The 22,795-nt window shown below is 72.3% G+C and carries 21 protein-coding genes; 12 read left to right on the plus strand and 9 right to left on the minus strand.

The window, feature by feature from the left end; all coding sequences use genetic code 11:
* Nucleotides 1-19 precede the first annotated feature (19 nt).
* The 4 genes from rlmH to QC818_RS09810 form a co-directional block, all read right to left on the minus strand.
* A complete protein-coding gene (gene rlmH / locus QC818_RS09795) occupies nt 20-487 on the minus strand; it encodes a 23S rRNA (pseudouridine(1915)-N(3))-methyltransferase RlmH (protein ID WP_309652670.1) in 468 nt (155 codons plus the stop codon).
* Nucleotides 484-852 carry a ribosome silencing factor gene (gene rsfS, locus QC818_RS09800; protein ID WP_309652671.1) on the minus strand — a complete coding sequence of 123 codons (369 nt, stop codon included), beginning with the start codon at nt 850-852 and terminating at the stop codon, nt 484-486. Before rsfS ends, rlmH begins: the two co-directional genes overlap by 4 nt.
* Nucleotides 853-943: 91 nt before the next feature.
* Nucleotides 944-1,588: a nicotinate-nucleotide adenylyltransferase gene (nadD, locus tag QC818_RS09805; protein ID WP_309652672.1), complete on the minus strand. Its 645-nt coding sequence runs from the start codon at nt 1,586-1,588 to the stop codon at nt 944-946.
* Between the two features lie 29 nt (nt 1,589-1,617).
* Nucleotides 1,618-2,910 carry a glutamate-5-semialdehyde dehydrogenase gene (locus tag QC818_RS09810; RefSeq protein WP_309652673.1) on the minus strand — a complete coding sequence of 431 codons (1,293 nt, stop codon included), beginning with the start codon at nt 2,908-2,910 and terminating at the stop codon, nt 1,618-1,620.
* A 99-nt stretch (nt 2,911-3,009) separates the two neighbouring features.
* On the opposite strand from QC818_RS09810, the gene QC818_RS09815 reads away from it, so the two are divergent.
* From QC818_RS09815 to QC818_RS09825, 3 genes are all read left to right on the plus strand, one after another.
* A complete protein-coding gene (locus QC818_RS09815; protein ID WP_309652674.1) occupies nt 3,010-3,873 on the plus strand; it encodes a hypothetical protein in 864 nt (287 codons plus the stop codon).
* Nucleotides 3,863-4,798: a diguanylate cyclase domain-containing protein gene (locus tag QC818_RS09820; RefSeq protein WP_309652675.1), complete on the plus strand. Its 936-nt coding sequence runs from the start codon at nt 3,863-3,865 to the stop codon at nt 4,796-4,798. The genes QC818_RS09815 and QC818_RS09820 overlap by 11 nt, the downstream gene beginning before the upstream one ends.
* 92 nt (nt 4,799-4,890) lie before the next feature.
* The gene (locus QC818_RS09825) at nt 4,891-6,294 is read left to right on the plus strand and encodes a bifunctional DedA family/phosphatase PAP2 family protein (RefSeq protein ID WP_309652676.1); all 1,404 of its coding nucleotides are present in this window, start codon (nt 4,891-4,893) and stop codon (nt 6,292-6,294) included.
* Between the two features lie 269 nt (nt 6,295-6,563).
* Here QC818_RS09825 and QC818_RS09830 read toward each other — a convergent pair whose 3' ends face one another.
* The 3 genes from QC818_RS09830 to mpl are packed head-to-tail and all read right to left on the minus strand — an operon-like array spanning nt 6,564 to nt 9,205.
* Nucleotides 6,564-7,187 carry a LysE family translocator gene (locus QC818_RS09830; RefSeq protein WP_309652677.1) on the minus strand — a complete coding sequence of 208 codons (624 nt, stop codon included), beginning with the start codon at nt 7,185-7,187 and terminating at the stop codon, nt 6,564-6,566.
* A 43-nt stretch (nt 7,188-7,230) separates the two neighbouring features.
* Nucleotides 7,231-7,845 carry a flavin prenyltransferase UbiX gene (locus QC818_RS09835; RefSeq protein ID WP_309652678.1) on the minus strand — a complete coding sequence of 205 codons (615 nt, stop codon included), beginning with the start codon at nt 7,843-7,845 and terminating at the stop codon, nt 7,231-7,233.
* Nucleotides 7,838-9,205, minus strand: a complete 1,368-nt coding sequence (gene mpl / locus QC818_RS09840; protein ID WP_309652679.1) for a UDP-N-acetylmuramate:L-alanyl-gamma-D-glutamyl-meso-diaminopimelate ligase — start codon at nt 9,203-9,205, stop codon at nt 7,838-7,840. The genes QC818_RS09835 and mpl overlap by 8 nt, the downstream gene beginning before the upstream one ends.
* Nucleotides 9,206-9,420: 215 nt before the next feature.
* On the opposite strand from mpl, the gene QC818_RS09845 reads away from it, so the two are divergent.
* Nucleotides 9,421-10,680, plus strand: coding sequence for a 6-phosphofructokinase (locus tag QC818_RS09845; RefSeq protein ID WP_309652680.1), 1,260 nt, complete (start codon nt 9,421-9,423; stop codon nt 10,678-10,680).
* Nucleotides 10,681-10,726: 46 nt separating this feature from the next.
* On the opposite strand, the gene QC818_RS09850 is transcribed toward QC818_RS09845, so the two are convergent.
* A complete protein-coding gene (locus QC818_RS09850) occupies nt 10,727-12,424 on the minus strand; it encodes a protein kinase domain-containing protein (RefSeq protein ID WP_309652681.1) in 1,698 nt (565 codons plus the stop codon).
* Between the two features lie 215 nt (nt 12,425-12,639).
* On the opposite strand from QC818_RS09850, the gene ppa reads away from it, so the two are divergent.
* Nucleotides 12,640-13,170, plus strand: coding sequence for an inorganic diphosphatase (ppa, locus tag QC818_RS09855; RefSeq protein WP_309652682.1), 531 nt, complete (start codon nt 12,640-12,642; stop codon nt 13,168-13,170).
* A 61-nt stretch (nt 13,171-13,231) separates the two neighbouring features.
* On the opposite strand, the gene QC818_RS09860 is transcribed toward ppa, so the two are convergent.
* Nucleotides 13,232-14,437 carry a DUF2333 family protein gene (locus QC818_RS09860; protein ID WP_309652683.1) on the minus strand — a complete coding sequence of 402 codons (1,206 nt, stop codon included), beginning with the start codon at nt 14,435-14,437 and terminating at the stop codon, nt 13,232-13,234.
* Nucleotides 14,438-14,624: 187 nt separating this feature from the next.
* On the opposite strand from QC818_RS09860, the gene dsbD reads away from it, so the two are divergent.
* From dsbD to purH, 7 genes are all read left to right on the plus strand, one after another.
* Nucleotides 14,625-16,454 carry a protein-disulfide reductase DsbD gene (dsbD, locus tag QC818_RS09865; RefSeq protein ID WP_309652684.1) on the plus strand — a complete coding sequence of 610 codons (1,830 nt, stop codon included), beginning with the start codon at nt 14,625-14,627 and terminating at the stop codon, nt 16,452-16,454.
* 178 nt (nt 16,455-16,632) lie between these two features.
* On the plus strand, nt 16,633-17,106 hold the full coding sequence (gene accB, locus QC818_RS09870) for an acetyl-CoA carboxylase biotin carboxyl carrier protein (protein ID WP_309652685.1): 474 nt from the start codon (nt 16,633-16,635) through the stop codon (nt 17,104-17,106).
* Between the two features lie 28 nt (nt 17,107-17,134).
* A complete protein-coding gene (gene accC, locus QC818_RS09875; RefSeq protein ID WP_309652686.1) occupies nt 17,135-18,475 on the plus strand; it encodes an acetyl-CoA carboxylase biotin carboxylase subunit in 1,341 nt (446 codons plus the stop codon).
* A 223-nt stretch (nt 18,476-18,698) separates the two neighbouring features.
* Nucleotides 18,699-19,658 carry a 50S ribosomal protein L11 methyltransferase gene (gene prmA / locus QC818_RS09880; RefSeq protein ID WP_309652687.1) on the plus strand — a complete coding sequence of 320 codons (960 nt, stop codon included), beginning with the start codon at nt 18,699-18,701 and terminating at the stop codon, nt 19,656-19,658.
* Nucleotides 19,659-19,734: 76 nt separating this feature from the next.
* A complete protein-coding gene (dusB, locus tag QC818_RS09885) occupies nt 19,735-20,793 on the plus strand; it encodes a tRNA dihydrouridine synthase DusB (RefSeq protein WP_309652688.1) in 1,059 nt (352 codons plus the stop codon).
* The gene (gene fis / locus QC818_RS09890; protein WP_374710076.1) at nt 20,790-21,098 is read left to right on the plus strand and encodes a DNA-binding transcriptional regulator Fis; all 309 of its coding nucleotides are present in this window, start codon (nt 20,790-20,792) and stop codon (nt 21,096-21,098) included. Before dusB ends, fis begins: the two co-directional genes overlap by 4 nt.
* 79 nt (nt 21,099-21,177) lie before the next feature.
* Nucleotides 21,178-22,755 (plus strand): bifunctional phosphoribosylaminoimidazolecarboxamide formyltransferase/IMP cyclohydrolase, encoded by a 1,578-nt coding sequence (gene purH, locus QC818_RS09895; protein ID WP_309652689.1) that lies wholly within the window; start codon nt 21,178-21,180, stop codon nt 22,753-22,755.
* Nucleotides 22,756-22,795 lie beyond the last annotated feature (40 nt).

Raw genomic sequence — 22,795 nt, forward strand, 5'->3', positions numbered from 1 at the left:
TCGGCGAAGACCTCGGGGCTCAGCGATGGTAGGGATGGCCGACCATCAGGGTCCAGGCCCGGTAGAGCTGCTCGGCCAGCAGGATGCGCACCAGCGGATGCGGCAGGGTCAGCGGGGACAGCGACCAGCGCTGGTCGGCCGCGGCGGACAGGGCCGGGTCCAGGCCGTCCGGGCCGCCCACCAGCAACGCGACGTCGCGCCCTTCCAGGCGCCAGTCCTCGGCCTGGCGAGCCAGCTGCTCGGTGCTCCAGGCCTTGCCGCCGACCTCCAGGGCCACCAGGCGCTCGTCGCCCTTGAGCCGGGCCCGGATGCGCTCGGCCTCCTGGCTCACCGCGCGGCGGGTGTCGGCGTTCTTGCCCCGGGGCCCCGGGGCGATCTCCTCGAGCTCCAGGGCGAAGTCGCGGGGCAGGCGCTTGCGATACTCCTCGACGCCCCGGGTCACCCAGTCCGGCATCCGGGTGCCGACGGCCAGCAGTCGTACCCTCATGAGGCGTCGTGGGCCTCTTCCTCCAGGGCGGCGTTGTCGGCGGGCAGGTCGGCCCAGAGGCGCTCCAGGTCGTAGAGCTCGCGGGTCTCGGGCAGCATGATGTGCACCACCAGCTGGCCCAGGTCGACGAGGACCCAGTCGGCGCCGGCCTCGCCCTCGACGCCCAGCGGGGGCACGTCCTGCTCCTTGGCCGCCTGGATCACCTTCTGGGAGAGCGCCGCCAGGTGACGGTTGGAGGTGCCGCTGGCGACCACCATCAGGTCGGTCACGCTGGTCAGCGAGGACACGTCGAGAACGGCCACGTCCCGGGCCTTGAGCTCGTCCAGTGCGTCCAGCACCAGCGTCTTGAGTGCGTCGATGTGCATACCCTTCGTATCAGCCCCTCTGAACGGGAAATGGAATGCCTCCCATTGTACCGGTTCAGGCGCGCGCTGGCAGCGCCCGGCGGCGGGAATCTCAGCCGCCCGCCTCCGCCCCCCGGCGATACAGCCCGAGGGCCAGCGCCCGGGCCTCCACGGCCTCGGGCAGCAGGTAGCGCACGCTGCGCCCCTCGGCCAGGCGGCGGCGCACCGCGGTGGCGGAGATCGCCATCCGCGACGGCAGCCGCAGGCGCAGCAGCCCCCCGGCCGGCGCCGCCATCAGCGCCGCCGCGTCCTCGACCTCGCGGCCGGCGATCAGCTCGGCCAGGGGCTCGGGCAGCGCCGCCTCGTGATCCGGGCGATCCACCACCACCAGGTGGGCCTCGGCGAACAGTCGCTCGGGCGCATGCCAGTCGGCCAGGCGCAGGAAGGCATCGTGCCCCAGCGCCATCACCAGCCGCGCCTCGACGCCATAGGCCGCGCGCAGCTCGGCCAGGGTGTCGGCGCTGTAGGAGGGGCCGTCGCGCTCGAGCTCGCGGGGATCGGCGACCAGCCCCGGGGTGTCACCGATCCCCAGCCGCAGCAGGGTCAGGCGCTCCTCCGGCGTCACCCGGGGCTCGCCGCGCAGCGGCGGCCGGGCGGCGGGAATCATGTGCACGCGGTCGAGCCCCAGGGCCTCGCGCAGCTCGACGGCGCTGCGCAGATGCCCCAGATGGACGGGATCGAAGGTGCCCCCCAGCATGGCGATGCGGGGGGCGGGCGCCCCCCCGCTCACTGCCGGACCTGGCCGTCGCCGAAGACCACGTACTTGCGGGTGGTGAGCCCCTCGAGGCCCACCGGGCCGCGGGCATGCAGGCGGTCGGTGGAGATGCCGATCTCCGCGCCCAGGCCGTACTCGAAGCCGTCGGCGAAGCGGGTGGAGGCGTTGACCATCACCGAGCTGGAATCCACCTCGGCCAGGAAGCGTCGGGCCAGGGTATAGCTCTCGGTGACGATGGCATCGGTGTGACGGGAGCTGTAGCGCTCGATATGCGCCATGGCGGCGTCGATGCCGTCGACCACCCGCACCGCCAGCACCGGCGCCAGGTATTCGGCGGCCCAGTCGGCCTCGGCGGCCGGGGCGGCATCGGCGAGGATCGCCCGGGTGCGTTCGCAGCCGCGCAGCTCGACGCCGTGCTCGGCGTAGGCGGCGGCCAGCCGCGGCAGCAGCCCCTCGGCCACCGGGGCGTCGACCAGCAGGGTCTCCATGGTGTTGCAGGTGCCGTAGCGCTGGGTCTTGGCGTTGACGGCGATGGCCAGCGCCTTCTCGGGGTCCGCGGTGGCGTCCAGATAGACGTGGCAGACGCCGTCCAGGTGCTTGATCACCGGCACGCTGGCCTCGCGGCTGATGCGCTCGATCAGCGACTTGCCGCCGCGGGGGATGATCACGTCGACGAACTCGGGCATCTGGATCAGCCGCCCCACGGCGGCCCGGTCGGTGGTCGCCACCACCTGGACGGCGCCCGCCGGCAGGCCGCCGTCGGCGAGGCCGTCGCGGATGCACTCGGCGATCGCCGCATTGGATTCGCGGGCCTCGGAACCGCCGCGCAGGATGGCCGCGTTGCCGGACTTCAGGCACAGGCTGGCCGCCTCGAGGGTGACGTTGGGCCGGGATTCGTAGATGATGCCGATCACCCCCAGCGGCACCCGCATCTGGCCGACCTGGATGCCGCTCGGCCGGGCGCGAAGCCCGTCGATCTCGCCCACCGGGTCCGGCAGGGCCGCCACCTGATGGAGGCCCTCGATCATGGCGTCCAGCCGGGCCGCGTCCAGGGCCAGGCGATCCAGCAGGGCCGCGTCGAGGCCGTTGTCCCGGCCGCGCTCGAGATCCCGGGCGTTGGCCGCCAGCACCCGGTCCCGGGCGCGATCGAGCCGCGCGGCCATGGCCAGCAAGGCGGCGTTCTTGGCCGCGGTCTCGCAGCGGCGCAGCTGGGTGGCGGCCTCGCGGGCCTGGCCCCCGAGACGCTGCATGTAGGCGTCGACGTCGGCGATGGCGTCGTCGGAGTGTGTGGCGTGCGCTGTCATGCCGTAGAGTGTCTCCAATGAGGAGGGCCGCGGCGTCAGGCCAGGCCCCAGGCTCGAGTCGAAACGGGAAGGAGCCCATACTAAGACACCATGCAGAGCATGTACAAAGTCGGCCTGATGCGCGCCAACCTGCTGGTGGCCGCCGGCCTCACCGGCTATCTCGCCAGCACCGCCGCGACCCTCCAGGACGCCCTGCTGCTGGGCCTCGCCGCGCTCTGGCTGGCGGTGACCGCCACCCAGGTGGAGTTCAGCCACCGCCATCCGGCGACGATTCCCTGGCAGCTGCTGCCCGGCCTGCTGCTGGCCGCCCTGCTGTGGGTGACCCCGGCGCGGCACCTGACCTGGTTCTGGGCCTGGGCGGTGCTGCTGATGCTGCCGCAGCCGCGCTGGATGCTCGGCCTCACGGCGGTGCTGGCCGCCGCCAGCTGGTGGCAGTTGCTCGAGCTGCTGGGGCCCGAGCAATGGGCGCTGGCCGGGCTGCTGCTGGCGGGACTGATGCTGCTGGGACTGTCCCGGTCGCTGGCCCTGCAGGCCATGCGCCGGCGCATCCGCCACCGGGCGCGCCTGATACCGGGCCTGCCGCTGTGGCCCGGCCAGCAGCTGCCTCAGGACGTGCAGCGCGAGCGCCAGCGCGCCTGCCTGGAGAGGGTGCACGTCGAGCTGCTGCTGCTGCGCACCAGCCGCTGGCGGCTGTGGTCGCTGGCGGAGCGCCTCTGCGCCCTCACCCGCGCCTTCGAGCACTGCTATCGCCTGGACCGCCGCACCCTGGGCGTGCTGCTGATCAGCCCCGATGCCCAGGGCGCCGCGGCGCGGCGCCAGGCCCTGCTGGACGCCCTGGGCGATCGGGCGCGCGCCCGGGTGGTCGCCCTGCCGCGCCTGGGCAGCGTGAGCCGCGAGCGCCGCGCCCTGGCCCGCCAGGCGCAACCGCTGGAGATCAAGGAGGTCGCCGATCATGCCGGATAGTCGCCTGGCGCGGCCGCGCCTGTTCCTGCTGGTGCTGGGCGTCGGCACCCTGCTGCTGGTCGGCCAGGCGCTGTGGTTCTACCAGATGGGGCACTATCAGCGCATCGCCCTGCCGGCCCTGCTCTCGCTGGTGATGGCCGTGGCCACCCTGATCGCCGCCGCGGAGCCCGCCACGTCGCGGGTCTCGGCCTACCTGACGCTGATCTGCGGCTTCCTGCTCATCGCCGTGGAGCTGCCCGACCGGGCCGGAGCCCCGACCCTGTGGATCGGCCTGCCGCCGGTGCTGGCCCTGGTGCTGCTGCCCCTGGGCCCGGCGGTGCTGCTCAACCTGGCGCTGACGCCGGTCTGGCTGGCCCTGCTCGGCGAGGGGGCGCCGGAGCCGGGCCTCGCCGCGGGCTACCTGACCCTGGTCGCGGTCGCCACCCTGGCGCTCTGGGACCGGCTGCGCCAGCGCGCGCTGCTGCGCGCCACCGACCCCTGGGAAACGGAGTGCCCGGCGCTGACCCGCGCGAGCCTGCATGAGCGGCTGCACGGCGAGTTCGAGCGCGCCCGCCTGCTCGAGCGCCCACTGGCGGTGCTGCTGATCGACCTGCCGCAGCTCGACATGGCCCGCGAGCAGTTCGGCGACGCCGCTCGCCGGGCCATGCTGGACGCCGCCTGCCGGGAGATCATCCAGCAATGCCGCGACCTCGATGCCCTGGGGCGGGAGGACGACGCCGCCTTCTGGCTGCTCCTGCCCGACACCACCGAGAGCGGCGCCCTGCTGCTGCGCCAGCGCCTGGCCCAGGCGCTGGCGCAGCGGGTGCTGGTGGAAACCGGCCCCCTCGAGGTGCGGCTGCGACTGGCGGCGCCGCGCCCCGGCGAGCCCTGGCCGGCGTTCGTGGCACGCCTGCAGGCGACCACCCAGACCCTGGCGACCGACTAGCGGCTTGGTCCGGGAGCGTGGCGGCCCCGGCTCCCGGGGCGGCGCCATGGTTCAGGCCCTTCACCCATGCGCCCAGAACACGGAGAGCCTCTTTGCATCCGGCAGACCTCCTCCAGCAGCTGACGCCCTCCCCGACGCTGCTGCTGATGCTGATCACGGCCATCGCCCTGGCCGAGTCCCTGGCCCTGGTCGGCCTGCTGGTGCCCGGCGTGGTGCTGATCACCGCCGCCGCCTCCATGGCCGGCCATCAGCAGCTGGGCCTGGTCGCCGTCACCGGCGCCGCCTTCCTCGGCGCCGTGGCCGGCGACGGGCTGAGCTACTGGCTGGGCCGCGCCCAGCGCGAGCGCATCACCGGCTGGTGGCCGCTGTCCCGCTATCCGGAATGGCTGGCCCGGGGCGCGCGCTTCTTCCGCCGCCACGGCCCGCTGTCGGTGCTGCTGGGCCGCTTCGTGGGCCCCGTCCGCCCGGTGGTCCCGCTGATCGCCGGCATGCTGCAGATGCCGCCCCGCGCCTTCGCCTGGGCCAACCTGGCCTCTGCGGCGCTGTGGGCCCCGGCCTATGTGCTGCCCGGCTACCTGCTGGGGCGCACCTGGGAGCGGCTGCCGGGCCTGCCCGAGGCCCTGCGGCCCTGGCTCGCGGCCCTGGGGGCGCTGGTGGTGGCCCTCGCCCTGGCCTTCTCCTGGCTGCGCCACCAGACTCACCACGACGGCCTGGTCTACCGCGGCCTGGCCCGGCTGCTGCGCGGCCATCCCCGCGGCCGCCTGCTGTGGCGCCGGCTGACGCAGTCTCCGGACCGGGAGCCGCCGCTGGGTACCTGGCTGCTGCTGCTCGGCGCCCTGGCCGGCCTCTCGGCCTGGACGCTGCTGGTGCTGCACCACGACGGCCCGCTGCCCATGGACCGACGACTCCATGCCGCCCTCGAGGCCCTGGCCGTCCCCGGCCTGACGGGCCTGAGCCGCGGCCTGGCCGACATCGGCGACCTCTACGGAGTGCTCGTGCTGACCCTGCCCTGGGGCCTGTGGTGGCTGACCCGCGGCCGCGCCGACGCGCTCGGCCACCTCGCCGGTGGGCTGCTCGGCGTCGCCGCCCTCAACGCCCTGGGCAAGGCGGTCATCGGCCGCGCCCGGCCGGCGGCCCCGCCGCATCTGGCGGACTCGCTGTCCTACCCCAGCGCCCACACCGCCACCGCCGTGGTGCTGTTCGGGCTGGCGGCCGCCCTCGTCGCCCGGGAGCTGCCCCTGCGGCGACGCTTCTGGGCCTACTGGGGCGCCATCGCCCTGGTGCTGCCCATGGCGCTGTCGCGCCTGGTGCTGGGCGTGCACTGGCTGAGCGACCTGGTGGGCGGCGCCCTGCTCGGGCTGGTGGTCTGCGCCCTGGTGCAGCTGAGCTGGCAGCGCCGCTCCCGCGAGACGCTGCGCCCCTGCCCCTGGCCGATGCTGTGCGCCGCCTCGGTGGGGCTGGTCGCCGCGCGGATCGCCTGGCTGGGGCCGGCCTAGCCGGGCGGAACCTTAAGCCGTAAGCCGTAAGCCGTAAGCCGTAAGCCGTAAGCCGTAAGCCGTAAGCCGTAAGCCGTAAGCCGTAAGCCGTAAGCCGTAAGCTGGAAGCTGGAAGCTGGAAGCTGGAAGGCAACATGCGACCTCCAGAGGCCGAGTCAAGGGGTTTATCCTCGAGCTTCCAGCTTACGACCGCGAAGCGGACGATCTTCCAGCTCCCGGCAAAGCCGGGGACTTACAGCTTATGGCTTATAGCTCCCGGCGGAGCCGGGTCAGCCGAGTGCCAGCCAGAGTCCCACGCCGACCATCAGGGTGCCCGCCAGGCGATTGAGCAGCCGGACCTTGTCCGCCTGGCCCAGCAGGTGACGCAGGGTCTGGCCGCCGGCGGCATAGGCGAGCAGGCTGGCGAACTCGATGCTCAGGATGACCGCGACCAGCCCCGCCAGCTGCGGCGCCAGGGGGCGGCCGGCATCGAGGAAGGGCGGCAGCAGGGCCATGAAGAAGGCCCAGCCCTTGGGGTTGGCCACCGCCGTGACCAGGCCCTGAAGGGCCAGCGCCCGACGCCCGGCCCGGCCGACGTCCTCCAGGGCATCGGGGATCGCCATGCGGCCCCGGGAGCGCCACATCATCACCCCCAGGTAGCCCAGGTAGGCGCCGCCCAGCCACTTGAACAGCGCGAACAGCGCCGGCTGGCGCAGCATCAGCGCGGCCACCCCGGCGCCGGCGGCCACCGCCACCAGCCCGACGCCGAGGAGCTCGCCGGCCATCATCCACAGCGCCCGCCGCACGCCCTGGGTCATGCCCAGCACCATGGCCAGGGTCATGCACATCCCCGGCGTCAGCGAGACCAGCAGGAAGGTCGGCACGAAGACCGACAGCAACGAGAATTCGATCACCGGGCGACCTCCTTGTCGCGTTGGCCGTCGAGAGTCGGCGCGGCTATTCGCCCCAGCGAGGCATCAGGCGATGCGCGATGCCCAGCTGATTGAGGATCCGCGCCACGATGAAGTCGACCAGGTCCTCCAGCGTGGCCGGCCGATGGTAGAACCCCGGCGCCGCCGGCATCACCACCGCCCCCAGCCGGGTCAGGTCGAGCATGTGCTGCAGGTGGATGGCCGACAGCGGCGTCTCCCGGGGCACCAGGATCAGCTGGCGACGCTCTTTCAGGGCCACGTCGGCGGCGCGCTCGACCAGGTTGTTGCTGGCGCCGCAGGCCACCGCCGAGAGCGTGCCGGTGGAGCAGGGGCAGATCACCATCGCCGAGCTGGCCCCGGACCCGGAGGCCACCGGGGCCATCCAGTCCTCGCGGCCGAAGCAGCGGATCTGCCCGGGCCGGGCCCCGCTGCGCTCGGCCAGCGCCTCGGCCAGGCGCTCGGGGCGGGCCGGCAGCTCGGCTTCTGTCTCGGTGGCGATCACCAGATGCGCGGCCTTGGAGATCATCACCCAGACCTCGCGGTCGGCGGCCACCAGGGCCTCGATCAGCCGCAGGCCGTACTGGGCCCCCGAGGCGCCGGTCAGCGCCACGGTGACCGGGGCGCCGAAGGCCTCAGCCATGGGCCACCTCCAGGGCGGCCAGCAGCCGCTCGTGGATGCCGCCGAAGCCGCCGTTGGACATCACCACGATGCGATCCCGGGGCCGGGCCTCGGCGACCACCGCCGCCACCAGGGCGTCCAGGTCGTCGTACTCGCCCCCCGGCAGGCCGGCGGCCTCGACCACCGAGGCCAGCGCCCAGTCGAGCTCCGGCGGCCGATACCAGTAGGCGGCCGCGGCGCCGGCCACGCTGTCGGCCAAGCGTTCGCGCAGGGTCCCCAGGCGCATGGTGTTGGAGCGTGGCTCGACCACCGCCAGCAGCCGCCCCGCGGGGGTGGCGGCCCGCAGCCCCGCCAGCGTCGCCGCGATGGCGGTCGGGTGGTGGGCGAAATCGTCGATCACCTGGATGCCGGCCACCTCGCCGCGCACCTCCTGGCGCCGCCGCGGCGTCTCGAAACGGGCCAGGGCCGCGCAGGCCCGCGCCAGGTCGACGCCGCAGGCATCGGCGGCGGCCAGGGCGGCCAGGGCATTGCGGGCGTTGTAGTCGCCGGTCAGGCCCCAGTCGACCACCGCGTCGGCCTCGCCGTGCTCGACCCGGAAGCGGCTGGCGTCCTCGCGCTCGAGGACCAGCCGCCAGTCGCTGTCGGCGGCGCCGCCGAAGCGCTGCACCGGCGTCCAGCAGCCCTGGGCCAGGACCCGTTCCAGGGCCGGCTCGCCGTCGGCGACCAGCAGCCGCCCCTTGCCCGGCACGGTGCGCACCAGGTGGTGGAACTGGCGCTCGATGGCCGCCAGGTCGGGGAAGATGTCGGCATGGTCGTACTCCAGGTTGCCCAGCACCGCGATCTCGGGGCGGTAATGGACGAACTTGGAGCGCTTGTCGAAGAAGGCGGTGTCGTACTCGTCGGCCTCCACCACGAAGGGCGCGTCCGGTGCCCCCAGCCGCGCCGAGACGCCGAAGTTGCGCGGCACGCCGCCGATCAAAAAGCCCGGCGACAGCCCCGCCGACTCCAGCAGCCAGGCGGCGAGGCTCGCCGTGGTGGTCTTGCCGTGGGTGCCGGCCACGGCGATCACCCGGCGGCCGGGCAGGACGTGCTCGGCCAGCCACTGGGGCCCGGAGACATAGGGCAGCCCCCGGTCGAGCACCGCCTCCACCTCTGGGTTGCCGCGGGACAGCGCATTGCCGATCACCACCAGGTCGGGACACGGCGCCAGGTGCTCGGCCGAGTAGCCCTCGCTCAGGGCGATCCCGGCGGCCTCGAGCTGGGTGCTCATGGGGGGATAGACGCCGGCGTCCGAGCCGCTGACCCGATGCCCCAGTTCCCGGGCGAGCAGGGCCAGGCTGCCCATGAAGGTGCCGCAGATGCCGAGGATGTGAAGGTGCATGCCAACTCCGCTGCCGTTGAGGTCGGCCGGGGCCTGCCTCCGGCGCCCGGCGAAAGCGGCAGCCTAGCACGGCGCCCGTGGCCGCTCCAGCGCCCGGCCCACGGGGTGCAGCCGGCCCGGGGATACGCTAGAATCGCGGCCTTTCCCGGAACCGATACCCCATCGAATGCGTCCCCCGCGACGCCCCTCGACGCGACCAGCAACAGGATAGCCCCATGGCCCAGCACAACGCCTTCTACGCCCAGTCCGGCGGCGTCACCGCCGTGATCAACGCCAGCGCCTGCGGCGTCATCGAGGCCTGCCGCCGCCATTCCGACCGCATCGGCAAGGTCTACGCCGGCCACAACGGCATCATCGGCGCCCTGACCGAGGACCTGATCGATGTCAGCCAGGAGAGCGACGAGGCCATCGCGGCGCTGCGCCATACCCCGGCCGGTGCCTTCGGCTCCTGCCGCTACAAGCTCAAGGACATCGAGACCCACCGGGCCCAGTACGAGCGGCTGATCGAGGTCTTCCGCGCCCATGACATCCGCTACTTCTTCTACAACGGCGGCGGCGACAGCGCCGACACCTGCCTGAAGGTCTCCCAACTGTCGGAGACCATGGGCTATCCGCTGACCGCCATCCACGTGCCCAAGACCGTGGACAACGACCTGCCGATCACCGACAACTCCCCGGGCTTCGGCAGCGTGGCCAAGTACATCGCCACCTCGACCCTGGAGGCCTCACTGGACATCGCCTCGATGTGCGCCACCTCCACCAAGGTGTTCGTGCTGGAGGTCATGGGGCGCCATGCCGGCTGGATCGCCGCCGCCGGCGCGCTGGCCGGCCGCGGCGAGGGCGAGCCGCCCCACCTGGTGATCTTCCCCGAGGTGGCCTTCGACCGCGCCGCGGTCATGGCGCGGGTCGAGGCCTCGGTCCAGGAATACGGCTACTGCGTGATCGTCGTCTCCGAGGGCGCCCGCTACGAGGACGGCACCTTCCTGGCCGACTCGGGCAACACCGACGCCTTCGGCCACCGCCAGCTGGGCGGCGTGGCGCCGACGCTCGCCGGCATGATCAAGCAGGACCTGGGCTACAAGTATCACTGGGCGGTGGCCGACTACCTGCAGCGCGCCGCCCGCCACCTGGCCTCGAAGACCGACGTCGAGCAGGCCTACGCGGTGGGTGAGAAGGCGGTGGAGCTGGCGCTGGACGGCCAGAACGCCAAGATGCCGGCCATCAAGCGCACCGCCGACGCCCCCTATGACTGGACCGTGGAGGCCGCCCCGCTGGCCGAGGTGGCCAACCGCGAGAAGTTCATGCCCCGCGACTTCATCCGCGAGGACGGCTTCGGCATCACCGAGGAGTGCCGCCGCTACCTGGCGCCGCTGATCCAGGGCGAGGACTTCCCCCCCTTCGAGGGCGGCCTGCCCAAGGTGGCCCGCCTGGCGCTGCACAAGGTGGAGCGCAAGCTGCCGACCTTCGAGATCTGAGGGTCGAGGGTCGAGGGCTCCTTACGCCCCTCCCCGCCCGCCGGGCCTAGCGCAGCAACCAGGAGAGCGCCAGCAGCAGCGCCAGCACCGCCGCCACCGCCTGCCAGAGCCGGACCGGCTCCCGGCGCGGGGTCGCCTCGGGCGCCCGCAGGGCCTGCAGGAACTCGGTGAGCCGCCGGAAGCGCAGCGCCCGCTGCGGCGACAGCGCCCGGCGCAGGGCCGCGTCCAGGGCCGGGGGCACCTCGGGGTTGAGCGACCGCGCACTGCGATAGTGCAGGCGCTCCAGGTCGGTGTGCCGGACCAGGTCCTTGACCGGCCGATCGAAGGGCAGCGCCCCGGTGAGCAGCCAGTACACCACCGAGGCCAGCGAGTACTGGTCGCTGCGCCGGCCGACCTCGTCGTCCAGGGCATACTCCGGCGCGCTGTGCTCGGTCAGCCCCACCTGGCGCAGCAGCCCCCGGGAGCGCCGGTGGCCGTCCACGTCCCGCAGGTGGCAGGCGCTGAGGTCGGCCAGCACCACCTGGCCATGGCGATCGATCAGCACGTTGTCGGGATGCACCCGCTGATGCAGCAGATCCCGGTGGTGCAGGGCCTGGACGGCCTTGCCCAGCTGCATGGCGATATCCAGCCGCTGCGACAGGCCGGCCCGGGGGTGGCGATGCACCCACTCGCTCAGGGTCTCCCCCGCCACGTGGGTCATCAGGTAGTAGAGGTAGCGCCGCGGCCGGGAGGGCTCCATGACCCGCACCACGAAGGGCGAATGGACCCGCTCGACGATCCACTGCTGGAGCAGGAAGTGCTCCAGATAGGCGTTGCGGCTGGAGAGTTCCGGGCTCGGCGCCTTCATGACCATCTCGCGGCCGCCGTGCACGTCGCGCACCCGGTAGACCCGGGACTGGGCGGTGCGCGACAGCACCTCGAGCACCTCCAGGCCGTCGAGCCGCTCGCCGACGTCCAGCTCCGGCGGGATCGGCAGGTCGCCGTAGGCCTTGCCGGGGTGGTCGGGCCGGGCCTCGGGCAGGGCGTCGATGCGCACCAGCTGGAAGCAGAACTGATCGCCCCCGTAGCCGCGTTCCCGGGCCCGCTCCGCGGCGGTCTGGGCCAGCCGGTCGCAGGCGGCGTCAAGGTCGCTGGCATCCTGGCGGATCAGCCGCACGTAGTCCGAGGGCATCAGGGTGCCGCGCACCGCCTGGGTGGTGAACAGGAAGATATCGCCCTGCTTGAGCGGCAGGCTCGCGTAGTCGATGTCGAGGCTGGCGTCCATGCCCAGCGCCCGGGACGGGTAGCGATAGCCGCCCAGGTCGGTGACGTGATCCCGGGTGAGCTGCTCGAACTCCGCGCCGCGCAGGCGAAACACCAGGGTGTCGCCCATGTGGAAGAGGTGCGCCTGCTGGTCGCGGTAGACCATCGCCGACAGCGAGCTGACATAGCCGCCGTCGCTGACCTGGCGGCTCTGGCCGAAGCACCAGCCGTTCAGCGCCCGCAGCACCCGGGTCGCCGAGGCCTTGACGTCCCAATGGTCGGGCGTCGAGAAGTAGTCGGCCAGAAAGCCCTGGACGCTCAGGTCGCCGGCCTGCTTGGCCAGCGGATTGCGGGAGGTGGAGTCGCTGATCAGCGCGCAGGCCCCCTTGGCCGCCAGCAGCGGAGCCTCGGGGAGGCGCACCGCCATCGAGCTGCGATGCCGGCGACGCTCCGGCGCCACGAAGGCCTGACCATGACTCAATGACAGCTGGGGAGATGCCAAGACGCGCTCCTTGTGTCGGCGATGCCTGCCGGGCCCGGCAGGCCCGCTTCCGGCACGCCATGATACACCCTCGGGCCGGGCCCTGGCTCGTCCACCAAAGCCGCAGGCCGAGCGCGCGCAGCCCCCAAGGTCGGATTGGTAATCGCCCGGGACGGCTCGTATAATTCGCCGGATTTTCCACCCGACCCGGTCACCCGCCAGAGAAGGATCCGCTGATGAACTTCGACAACATTCCCGCCGGCAAGGATCTGCCCAACGACGTCTACGTGGCGATCGAGATCCCGGCCAACCACACCCCGGTCAAGTACGAGATCGACAAGGACATGGGCGCCCTGCTGGTCGACCGCTTCATGGCCACGCCGATGTTCTACCCGGCGAACTACGGCTTCATCCCGCACACCCTGGCCGACGACGGCGACCCCCTCGACGCCCTGGTCGTGACGCCCTACCCGGTGCAGCCGGGCAGCGTCATCCGAGCCCGCCCGGTGGGCATCCTCAACATGACCGACGAGGCCGGCGAGGACGCCAAGCTGGTGTGCGTGCCGCATCCCAAGCTGTCCAGCCTGTACGACGACGTCCAGGAAGTCACCGACCTGCCCGAGCTGCTGCGTCAGCAGATCGCCCACTTCTTCGAGAACTACAAGGATCTCGAGAAGGGCAAGTGGGTCAAGGTGGAGTCCTGGGAAGGCGTCGAGGCCGCCCGCAAGGCCATCGAGAAGGCCGCCGCCGCCCACGACAAGGCCTGAAGCGCCTGCGGAGCCTGTCATCGGGGGCCGCCCGCCGGGGCAGCCCCTTCGCGTTCCGCCCTCAGGGCGAGGCGGGGGCCGAGAGGCCGGCCTCGTCCGCCTCCCCCGCCGAAGGCGTCGCGGCCGACGCCGACTCGGCCGCCTCGGCCCCCTCGGCCCCCTCGGCCCCCTCGGCCCCCTCGGCCGATGATGCCGGAACGCCCTCCCCGGAGGCCTCGGCCGCTGACGCCGTCTCCTCGGGCTCAAACGTCGTTTCCGGGGCTGCCGCTCCCACCTCCTCGGCCGGCGCCACCGCCCCCCGGTCTTCGGCCGCACCGCTGGCGTCGGCCAGTGCCCGGGCCAGATCCCGGGCCCGCAGCACGTGATTGGCCATCACCAGGGAATGATTGGCGAACAGGCCGAAGCCGGAGCCGTTGAGCACCACCGGGCTCCACAGCCGTCGCTGGCTGCGCGAGAGCTCGGCCTCCAGGGCCTCCCAGCGAGGCAGCAGCCCGGCACGCTCGAGGGCCTGGCGGCGATCGCGCCGCACGGCCTCGAGCAGCCGCACCGTCGCCCAGGCCTGGCCACGGGCCTCGAAGAAGACGTTGTCGACGCGATACCAGGGCGTCTCCCGGGGCAGCCCCTGGGCCTCGAGGTCGAGATCGGCCAGGGCCTCGGGGTTGCCGACGCTGGCCGAGAGCCGCCGCCCCAGCTCGTCCAGATCGTCCGCCACCCCGGACAGCCAGGGCGCCAGCCCGGCGACACCGCCCGGGGCCGCGGCCCCGTCGGCGGCTTCCAGGTACCCCGTCAGCGCGACCCGCGCCTGCTCCAGGCGATGCTCGGTGGAGGGATAGAACCAGTCGTCCCCGTCACCCTCCAGGCGCGCGCGCACCGCCTCGAACGCCGCCGCCTCGTCGCCGGTCACCGCCGGCAGCGCCCGCCCCAGCCGCCGGGCCTGGTGGAGCACGCCGAGCTCCCAGGCCGGCATGTTGTCCAGCCACAGGCCCGGCGGAGCGATATCGTTGCGCAGATAGCCACCCGGCTTGTCGAGCAGGGTCGTGACCAGCCCGCGCAGGGCGGCCGGCGCCTGACTGCCCGGCGCGGTCGCGTCTTCGGCCGGCGACGGCACCACCGCTGGGGGGCGGCTCCACCAGATGCCGAGGCCGACGGTCGTCAGCAGGTAGAGCCCCGCCAGCCACAGCAGCGGCTTCCAGATCCAGCCGTATTGCGGACGCTCCAGCGCCTCGACCCGCTTGCGACGCTTCTCGGTCGCCTGTCGCTTCCTCATGTTCCGTGTCCCTGACGATGATGAGCCCGATCGCGACGGCACGCCCCGTCGTTCGACCGCGGGCATGCACAGCGTCCCGTCGCTGCGATATGCTGACCTCTGATCATAGCGACACCGGGCGCGGAACCCCAGCGCCGTCCAGGAGTCACAAACGCGCCCCGTGTCGACGCCGATGAAAGGATGCCCCGTGTTGCCAGCCCGCCGCCTGCTCGCCCTGTTCGCCTTCCTCCTGCTGCTGCCCCTGGCCGCCCAGGCGCAATGGTTCGGCGACGACGGGGCCGACTTCCTGCCGGTGAACGAGGCCTTCCAGCCCAGCGCCTGGCACGACGGCGAGACCCTGGTGGTCGGCTTCGAGAACGCCGAAGGCTACTACCTGTACCGCCATCGCTTCGCACTGGCCAGCGACGCCGCCGGCGTGACGCTCGGCGAGCCGCGACTGCCGGCCGGCGAGGCCAAGACCGACCAGTTCCTGGGCGAGGTCCGGGTCTTCTACGACCGCACGGTCTTCACCGTGCCTCTGGAGGGCGAGGCCACGGGGCCGTTGCCGCTGACCCTGACCTTCCAGGGCTGCGCCGACGCCGGGCTGTGCTACCCCCCGGAGACGGTCGCCCTGGAGGCCCCCGAGGGGCCCGCACCGGCGGCCTTCGCCGATCTCGCCGCGGGCGAGCGGACCACCGTTTCCAGCGAGCCGGCGGCAACCGGCGCGCCGCGCAGCGAGGACGGCCGCTTCAGCGCCCTGATGCGCGACGCCAGCGTCCCCTGGGTGCTCGGGCTGTTCTTCCTCGCCGGCCTGGGCCTGACCTTCACCCCCTGCGTGCTGCCCATGGTGCCGATCCTGTCGTCGATCATCGTCGGCCAGCAGCCCGGTCGCCCCCGGGCCCTGGCGCTCTCGGCCAGCTATGTGGCCGGCATGGCGTTGACCTACGCCACGGTCGGGGTACTGATGGGCCTGTTCGGGGCGGGCCTGAACCTCCAGGCGCGCCTGCAGTCGGCGCCGGTGCTGATCGGCTTCGCGGGGCTGTTCACCGTCTTCGCCCTGGCCCTGTTCGGCGCCTTCGAGATGCGCCTGGCGCCGGGACTGGCGACCCGCATCGACGCCTGGCAGGCCCGGGCTCAGCGCAGCGGGCCGGCGGGCCTGGCCGTGGCCGGCGCCCTCTCGGTGCTGGTGGTCTCGCCCTGCGTCTCGGCCCCGCTGGCCGGCGCCCTGGTGTTCATCTCCTCCACCGGCGACGCCCTGATGGGCGGCGCCGCCCTGCTCGCCCTGGCCCTGGGCATGGGCGTGCCGCTGCTGCTGGTCGGCACCTTCGGGCCGAGCCTGCTGCCGCGCACCGGCGCCTGGATGGGCGGCGTCAAGGCGGCCTTCGGCGTGTTGATGCTGGGCATCGCCGTGTGGCTGATCGAGCGGCTGATCCCGGCGCCGGCCGCCCTGCTGCTGTGGGCGGCGCTGGCCATCGGCACGGCCCTGGCCCTGGGCGCCCTCACCTGGAATCAGCCCCAGGGCTGGCCCCGGGTGCGTCAGGCCGCCGGCATCCTGCTGCTGGTCTGGGGCGTCAGCCTGGTGATCGGCGCCTCCCGGGGCGGCCAGGATCCGCTGCGCCCCCTGGCGGGCCCGCCCCCGTCGGCGACGCCGGGCAGCGACGCCGCCGCCGACGCCCGGCGGGTGACCAGCCTCCGGGGTCTGGACACGGCGCTCGCCGAGACCACGCGCCCCGCCTTCGTCAACGTCACCGCCGACTGGTGCATCTCCTGCAAGGTGATGGAGCGCGAGGTCTTCCCCGACCCGGCCGTGGCCGAGGCGCTGGACGACTTCACGCGCATCGAGGTCGACGTCACCGACTCCGGGCCCGCCAGCCGCACCCTGCTGGAGCGCTACGCGCTGTTCGGCCCGCCGAGCCTGCTATTCTTCGACGACGGTCGGGAACTGCGCGATGCCCGCATCCAGGGCGAGGTGAACGCCGACGGCCTGGCGCGCCATCTCCGGGGCGTTCAGGACTGGCTCGCGGACGGCCGCGGCTGAGCGGCGGCGGATGCCGCCGCTGGACATCGAGATCGATTTTCGGCAAACTCCGCCGACATCGCTTTCAAGGCCGATAGAGGCGGTAAGACACGGCATCTTGCCGCGATCTATGGTGAGTTGGCCGAGGTTGACAGCGCCGGCCGACACCCCCGAACCCACCCCATCGAGACGACGTCATATGGATATCCGCAAGGTCAAGAAGCTGATCGAGCTGCTGGAAGAGTCGAACATCAGCGAGATCGAGATCCAGGAAGGCGAGGAATCGGTGCGCATCAGCCGCCACCCCAACGGCACGGCCTATCCCCAGGCGCCGGCCGCCGGCTGGCCGGCAGCACCGGCGCCCGCCCAGCCGGCCGCCCCGGCCCCGCAGGCCGCCGCCCCGGCCGAGCCGGCCGCCGACCCGAGCCCCGGCTACCAGGGCCACGAGGTGCTCTCGCCCATGGTGGGCACCTTCTACCGCGCCCCCGCCCCGGGCGCCAAGCCGTTCGCCGAGGTCGGCCAGAGCGTCAAGAAGGGCGAGACCATCTGCATCGTCGAGGCGATGAAGATGATGAACCAGATCGAAGCCGACCGTGACGGCGTCATCGAGGCGATCCTCGTCGAGGACGGCGAGCCGGTCGAGTTCGAGCAGCCGATGGTCGTCATCTCCTGATCTTTTCACCCACTTGGCGGACCCCATCATGCTGGACAAGGTTCTCATCGCCAACCGCGGCGAGATCGCCCTGCGCATCCTGCGCGCCTGCAAGGAGCTGGGCATTCGCACGGTCGCGGTTCACTCCCAGGCCGACCGCGAGCTGATGCACGTGCGCCTGGCCGACGAGGCCGTGTGCATCGGCCCCGCCTCCTCGGCGCAGTCCTACCTCAACATCCCGGCGCTGATCAGCGCAGCCGAGGTCACCGACTCGAGCGCCATCCACCCGGGCTACGGCTTCCTGTCCGAGAACGCCGACTTCGCCGAGCAGGTGGAACGCTCCGGCTTCACCTTCATCGGCCCCAGGGCCGAGACCATTCGCCTGATGGGCGACAAGGTCAGCGCCATCGAGGCCATGAAGGAGGCCGGCGTGCCCACCGTCCCCGGCTCCGACGGCCCGCTGGGCGACGACGAGGGCGAGATCCTGGCCACCGCGCGGCGCATCGGCTACCCGGTGATCATCAAGGCCGCCGCCGGCGGCGGCGGGCGCGGCATGCGCGTGGTCCACACCGAGGGCCACCTGCTCTCCGCGGTGACCGTGACCCGCACCGAGGCCCACTCGGCCTTCGGCGACGGCACCGTCTACATGGAGAAGTTCCTCGAGAAGCCGCGCCACGTCGAGGTGCAGGTGCTGGCCGACGGCCAGGGCAACGCCATCCACCTCTTCGACCGGGACTGCTCGCTGCAGCGTCGCCATCAGAAGGTGATCGAGGAGGCTCCCGCGCCGGCCCTGGATCCGGACGCTCGCGCCCAGGTGCTCAAGGCGTGTACCGACGCCTGCCTCAAGATCGGCTACCGCGGCGCCGGCACCTTCGAGTTCCTCTACGAGGACGGCCAGTTCTTCTTCATCGAGATGAACACCCGGGTCCAGGTCGAGCACCCGGTCACCGAGATGGTCACCGGGGTCGATATCGTCCGCGAGCAGCTGCGCATCGCCTCCGGCCTGCCGCTGTCGGTACGCCAGGAGGACATCGAGCTCAACGGCCACGCCTTCGAGTGCCGCATCAACGCCGAGGACGCCCGGACCTTCATGCCCTCCCCCGGCAAGGTCACGCTCTACCACCCGCCCGGCGGGCTGGGCGTGCGCATGGACTCCCACGTCTACACCGGCTACTCGGTGCCGCCGCACTACGATTCGCTGATCGGCAAGCTGATCACCTGGGGCGACGACCGCGAGACGGCCCTGACGCGGATGCGCATCGCCCTGGACGAGCTGCTGGTCGAGGGCATCAAGACCAACACCGACCTGCACAAGGATCTGGTCCGCGACGGCTACTTCCAGCAGGGCGGCGTCAACATTCACTACCTGGAGAAGAAGCTCGGGCTCTGAGGAAACCCTGATTTATTGCTGCGCTCGATATCTTGGCTACCGGCGGTACTCAATATCCTCATTTACTGGCGTGTAAACTCCGGTATTTCCGTTCCGGCGGCAGTCAATCTATCTTCGCTCGCGGCATAAATCAGCGCTTTCCTAAGCCCGGCCGATACTCCACCGGCGCGGGGCGGCTTGACCGCCCCGCCGTCGTTTCCCCACGCGATTCCCGGGAGTCATCATGCCCTGGCTGCAACTCAAGGCGCACATCGCCCCGGAACAGGCCGAGCTGCTCGAAGACCTGCTGCTGGCCGAAGGCGCCACCGCCATCACCCTCCAGGACGCCCAGGACGACCCGCTGTTCGAGCCCGAGCGCGGCACCACCCCGCTGTGGGACGAGACGGTGCTCACCGGCCTCTACGACGACCTCGAGGGCCTGCCGGCCATGCTCGAGCGCCTGGCCGCCGCCTGGGCCGAGGCCATGCCCGGCGAGCCCTGCCCCACGATCGACCACGAACTGCTCGACGACCGCGACTGGGAGCGGGCCTGGATGGACGATTTCCAGCCCCTGAAGATGGGTCAGCGGCTGTGGATCGTGCCCAGCTGGCACGAGGTCCCCGACGCCGACGCCGTCAACCTGCTCCTGGACCCCGGCCTGGCCTTCGGCACCGGCACCCATCCCACCACCGCCCTGTGCCTGGAGTGGCTCGACGGCCTGGCGGTGGCCGGCGAGCTGGCGGATCGCCAGACCCTCGACGTGGGCTGCGGCTCGGGCATCCTGGCCATCGCCGCCCTCAAGCTCGGCGCCGCGGCCGCGACCGGCACCGATATCGATCCCCAGGCCCTCACCGCGAGCCGCGACAACGCCGAGCGCAACGGCGTGGCGGAGCCCGACTTCCGGCTCTGCTACCCGGAGCAGCTGGAGGCCTCGGCGCGCTTCCCGCTGGTGATCGCCAACATCCTGGCCGGGCCGCTGATCGAGCTGGCCGGCGAGATCGCCGGCCGTGTGGCGCCGGGCGGGCGGCTGGCGCTGTCGGGCATCCTCGAGGCCCAGGCCGAGGAGGTCCTCGAGGCTTATCGCGATCAGGGGCTGGTCATGGACGAGCCGGCAGTGCGCGAGGGCTGGGTGCGGCTCACCGGGCATCGCCCCGCGGAAGGCCGCCCCGCGGAAGGCCGCCCCGCGGAAGGCCGCCCCGACTGACGCGACCCTCGACCGGCTTCACCCAATCCCTCGGGGGGCGTATGATATGTCCCCCTTCGAGCCATCGATCCCGATCATGACCGACTCTCGCCCCCTGCCGCGCATCGGCCGCCATCGCCTCCCCAACCGGGTGATCCTGGCTCCCATGGCCGGCGTCACCGATCGCCCCTTCCGCGCGCTCTGCCGCCGGCTGGGGGCGGGCCTGGTGGTGGGCGAGATGGTGACCTCGGATCCCAGCCTGTGGCACACCCGCAAGTCGCGGCTGCGCATGGACCACCGCGGCGAGCCGGGGCCCCGCGCGGTGCAGATCGCCGGCGGCGACGCCGAAATGCTGGCCCGGGCGGCGCGCCTCAACGCCGAGATGGGCGCCGAGATCATCGACATCAACATGGGCTGCCCGGCCAAGAAGGTCTGCAACAAGGCCGCCGGCTCGGCCCTGCTGCGGGACGAGGCCCTGGTGGCCGAGATCCTCGAGGCGGTGGTGGCCGCGGTCGAGGTGCCGGTGACGCTGAAGATCCGCACCGGCTGGTGCGCCGAGAGCAACAACGGTGTGCGGGTGGCCCGGCTGGCCGAGGACGCCGGCATCCAGGCCCTGGCGGTTCACGGCCGCCACCGCCAGCAGCGCTACGGCGGCGAGGCGGAGTACGACACCATCGCCGCCATCAAGGCGGCGGTGGACCTGCCGGTCTTCGCCAACGGCGACATCGACTCGCCCGAGAAGGCCCGCCGGGTCCTCGACTATACTGGAGCGGATGCGGTGATGATCGGCCGCGGCGCCCAGGGCAATCCCTGGATCTTCCGCGAGATCGACCACTACCTGCAGCACGGCCGCCGCCTGGCCGCGCCCGACGACGCCGAACGTGCCTCGGCGCTGCGCGGCCACCTGGTCGCCCTGCACGACTTCTATGGTGAGCACATGGGCGTGCGCATCGCCCGCAAGCATCTCGGCTGGTACCTGGCCGGCGACGCCCGCCTCGATGATGCCGCCCGCCGCGCCCTGCGTGCCACCTTCAATGGCCTGGACAGCCCCGCTGCCCAGTGCCGCTTCATCGACGAACTCTTTCGTCACGACCCCGCCACGGCCGCCGACCGTGTCGCCCGGGCCGTGACGCCGGACGGAACCTGTGCCGCATGACCAGCAGCCAAGCCCTTGATCCCAACCCCGAGCTGGACGCCCGCGAGCTCGCCGAACGGACCGCCCCCGCCGCCGGCGACATGCCGCTGCGCGAAGCCGTCGACAACGCCATGCGCCGCTACTTCGCGCACCTCGACGGCGGCGACGTCACCGACCTCCACGCCATGGTGATGGCCGAGGTGGAGGCGCCGCTGCTCGCCGCGGTCCTCGAGCACGCCCAGGGCAACCAGACCCGCGCCGCGGAGATGCTGGGCCTCAACCGAGGCACCCTGCGCAAGAAGCTCAAGCACTACGGCCTGATTTGACCCTCGCGAGGGCGCCTCTTGGCGCCCTCGCGCGCTCTCGTCCGACCTCCTTGTCCACGCCCGCAACAGAGTGACGCTCATGTCCCAAGCCTCCACCACCCCCCCGGTCCGTCGCGCCCTGATCAGCGTCTCCGACAAGACCGGCATCGTCGACTTCGCCCGCGGCCTCAGCGACCAGGGTGTCGAGCTGCTCTCCACCGGCGGCACCTTCCGCCTGCTGCAGGAAAACGGCATCCCGGTCACCGAGGTCTCCGAGCACACCGGCTTCCCCGAGATCATGGACGGCCGCGTCAAGACCCTGCATCCCAAGATCCACGGCGGCATCCTGGGGCGGCGCGGCCAGGACGACGCGGTGATGGCCGAGCACGACATCGCCGCCATCGACATGGTGGTGGTCAACCTCTACCCCTTCTCGGCCACCGTGGCGCGCCCCGACTGCACCCTCGAGGACGCCATCGAGAACATCGACATCGGCGGCCCGACCATGGTCCGCGCCTGCGCCAAGAACCACGCCTACACCACCATCGTGGTCGACGCCGGCGACTACCAGCGGGTGCTCGAGGAAGTCGCCCGGGGCGGCATGCAGCAGGCCACCCGCTTCGACCTGGCGGTGAAGGCCTTCGAGCACACCGCCGGCTACGACGCCGCCATCGCCGACTATCTCGGCCAGCGGGCTCCCGGCGGCGAGGCCGGCTTCCCGCGCACCTACAACCTGCAGTTCGTCAAGAAGCAGGCCATGCGCTACGGCGAGAACCCGCACCAGTCCGCCGCCTTCTACGTGGAGCCGGACTGCCGCGAGCCCAGCGTCGCCACCGCCGAGACCCTGCAGGGCAAGCCGCTGTCGTTCAACAACGTGGCCGACACCGACGCCGCCCTGGAATGCGTCAAGGGCTTCACCGACACCGCCTGCGTGATCGTCAAGCACGCCAACCCCTGCGGCGTGGCGGTGGGCGCCCGCCCCGTCGAGGCCTACGACAAGGCCTTCGCCACCGACCCCACCAGCGCCTTCGGTGGCATCATCGCCTTCAACCGGGCGCTGGACGCCGAGACCGCCCGGGCCATCATCGACCGCCAGTTCGTCGAGGTGATCATCGCCCCCGGGGTCGAGGCCGCGGCCGCCGAGATCGTCGCCGAGAAGAAGAACGTGCGCCTGCTCGATATCGGCGCCCACTGGCCCGGCGAGCGGCAGCACGCCCACGACCTCAAGCGCGTCACCGGCGGCCTGCTGGTCCAGGATCGCGACCTGGGCATGGTCGGCCGCGACGAGCTCACCGTGGTCAGCGAGCGCGTGCCCTCCGAGCAGGAGATGCGCGACCTGGCCTTCGCCTGGAAGGTCGCCAAGTACGTCAAGTCCAACGCCATCGTCTACGCCAAGGACGGCCAGACCATCGGCGTCGGCGCCGGCCAGATGAGCCGCGTCTACTCCGCCAGGATCGCCGGCATCAAGGCCGCCGACGAGGGCCTCTCGGTGCCCGGCTCGGTGATGGCCAGCGACGCCTTCTTCCCCTTCCGCGACGGCATCGACGCCGCCGCCGAGGCCGGCATCACCGCGGTCATCCAGCCCGGCGGCTCGATGCGCGACCAGGAGGTGATCGACGCCGCCAACGAGGCCGGCATCGCCATGGTGTTCACCGGGATGCGCCACTTCAGGCACTAAGGCGCGAGGCGCGAGGCGCGAGGCGCGAGGCGCGAGGCGC

It is taken from the genome of Halomonas koreensis (assembly GCF_031451675.1).
GTDB lineage: Bacteria > Pseudomonadota > Gammaproteobacteria > Pseudomonadales > Halomonadaceae > Halomonas > Halomonas koreensis.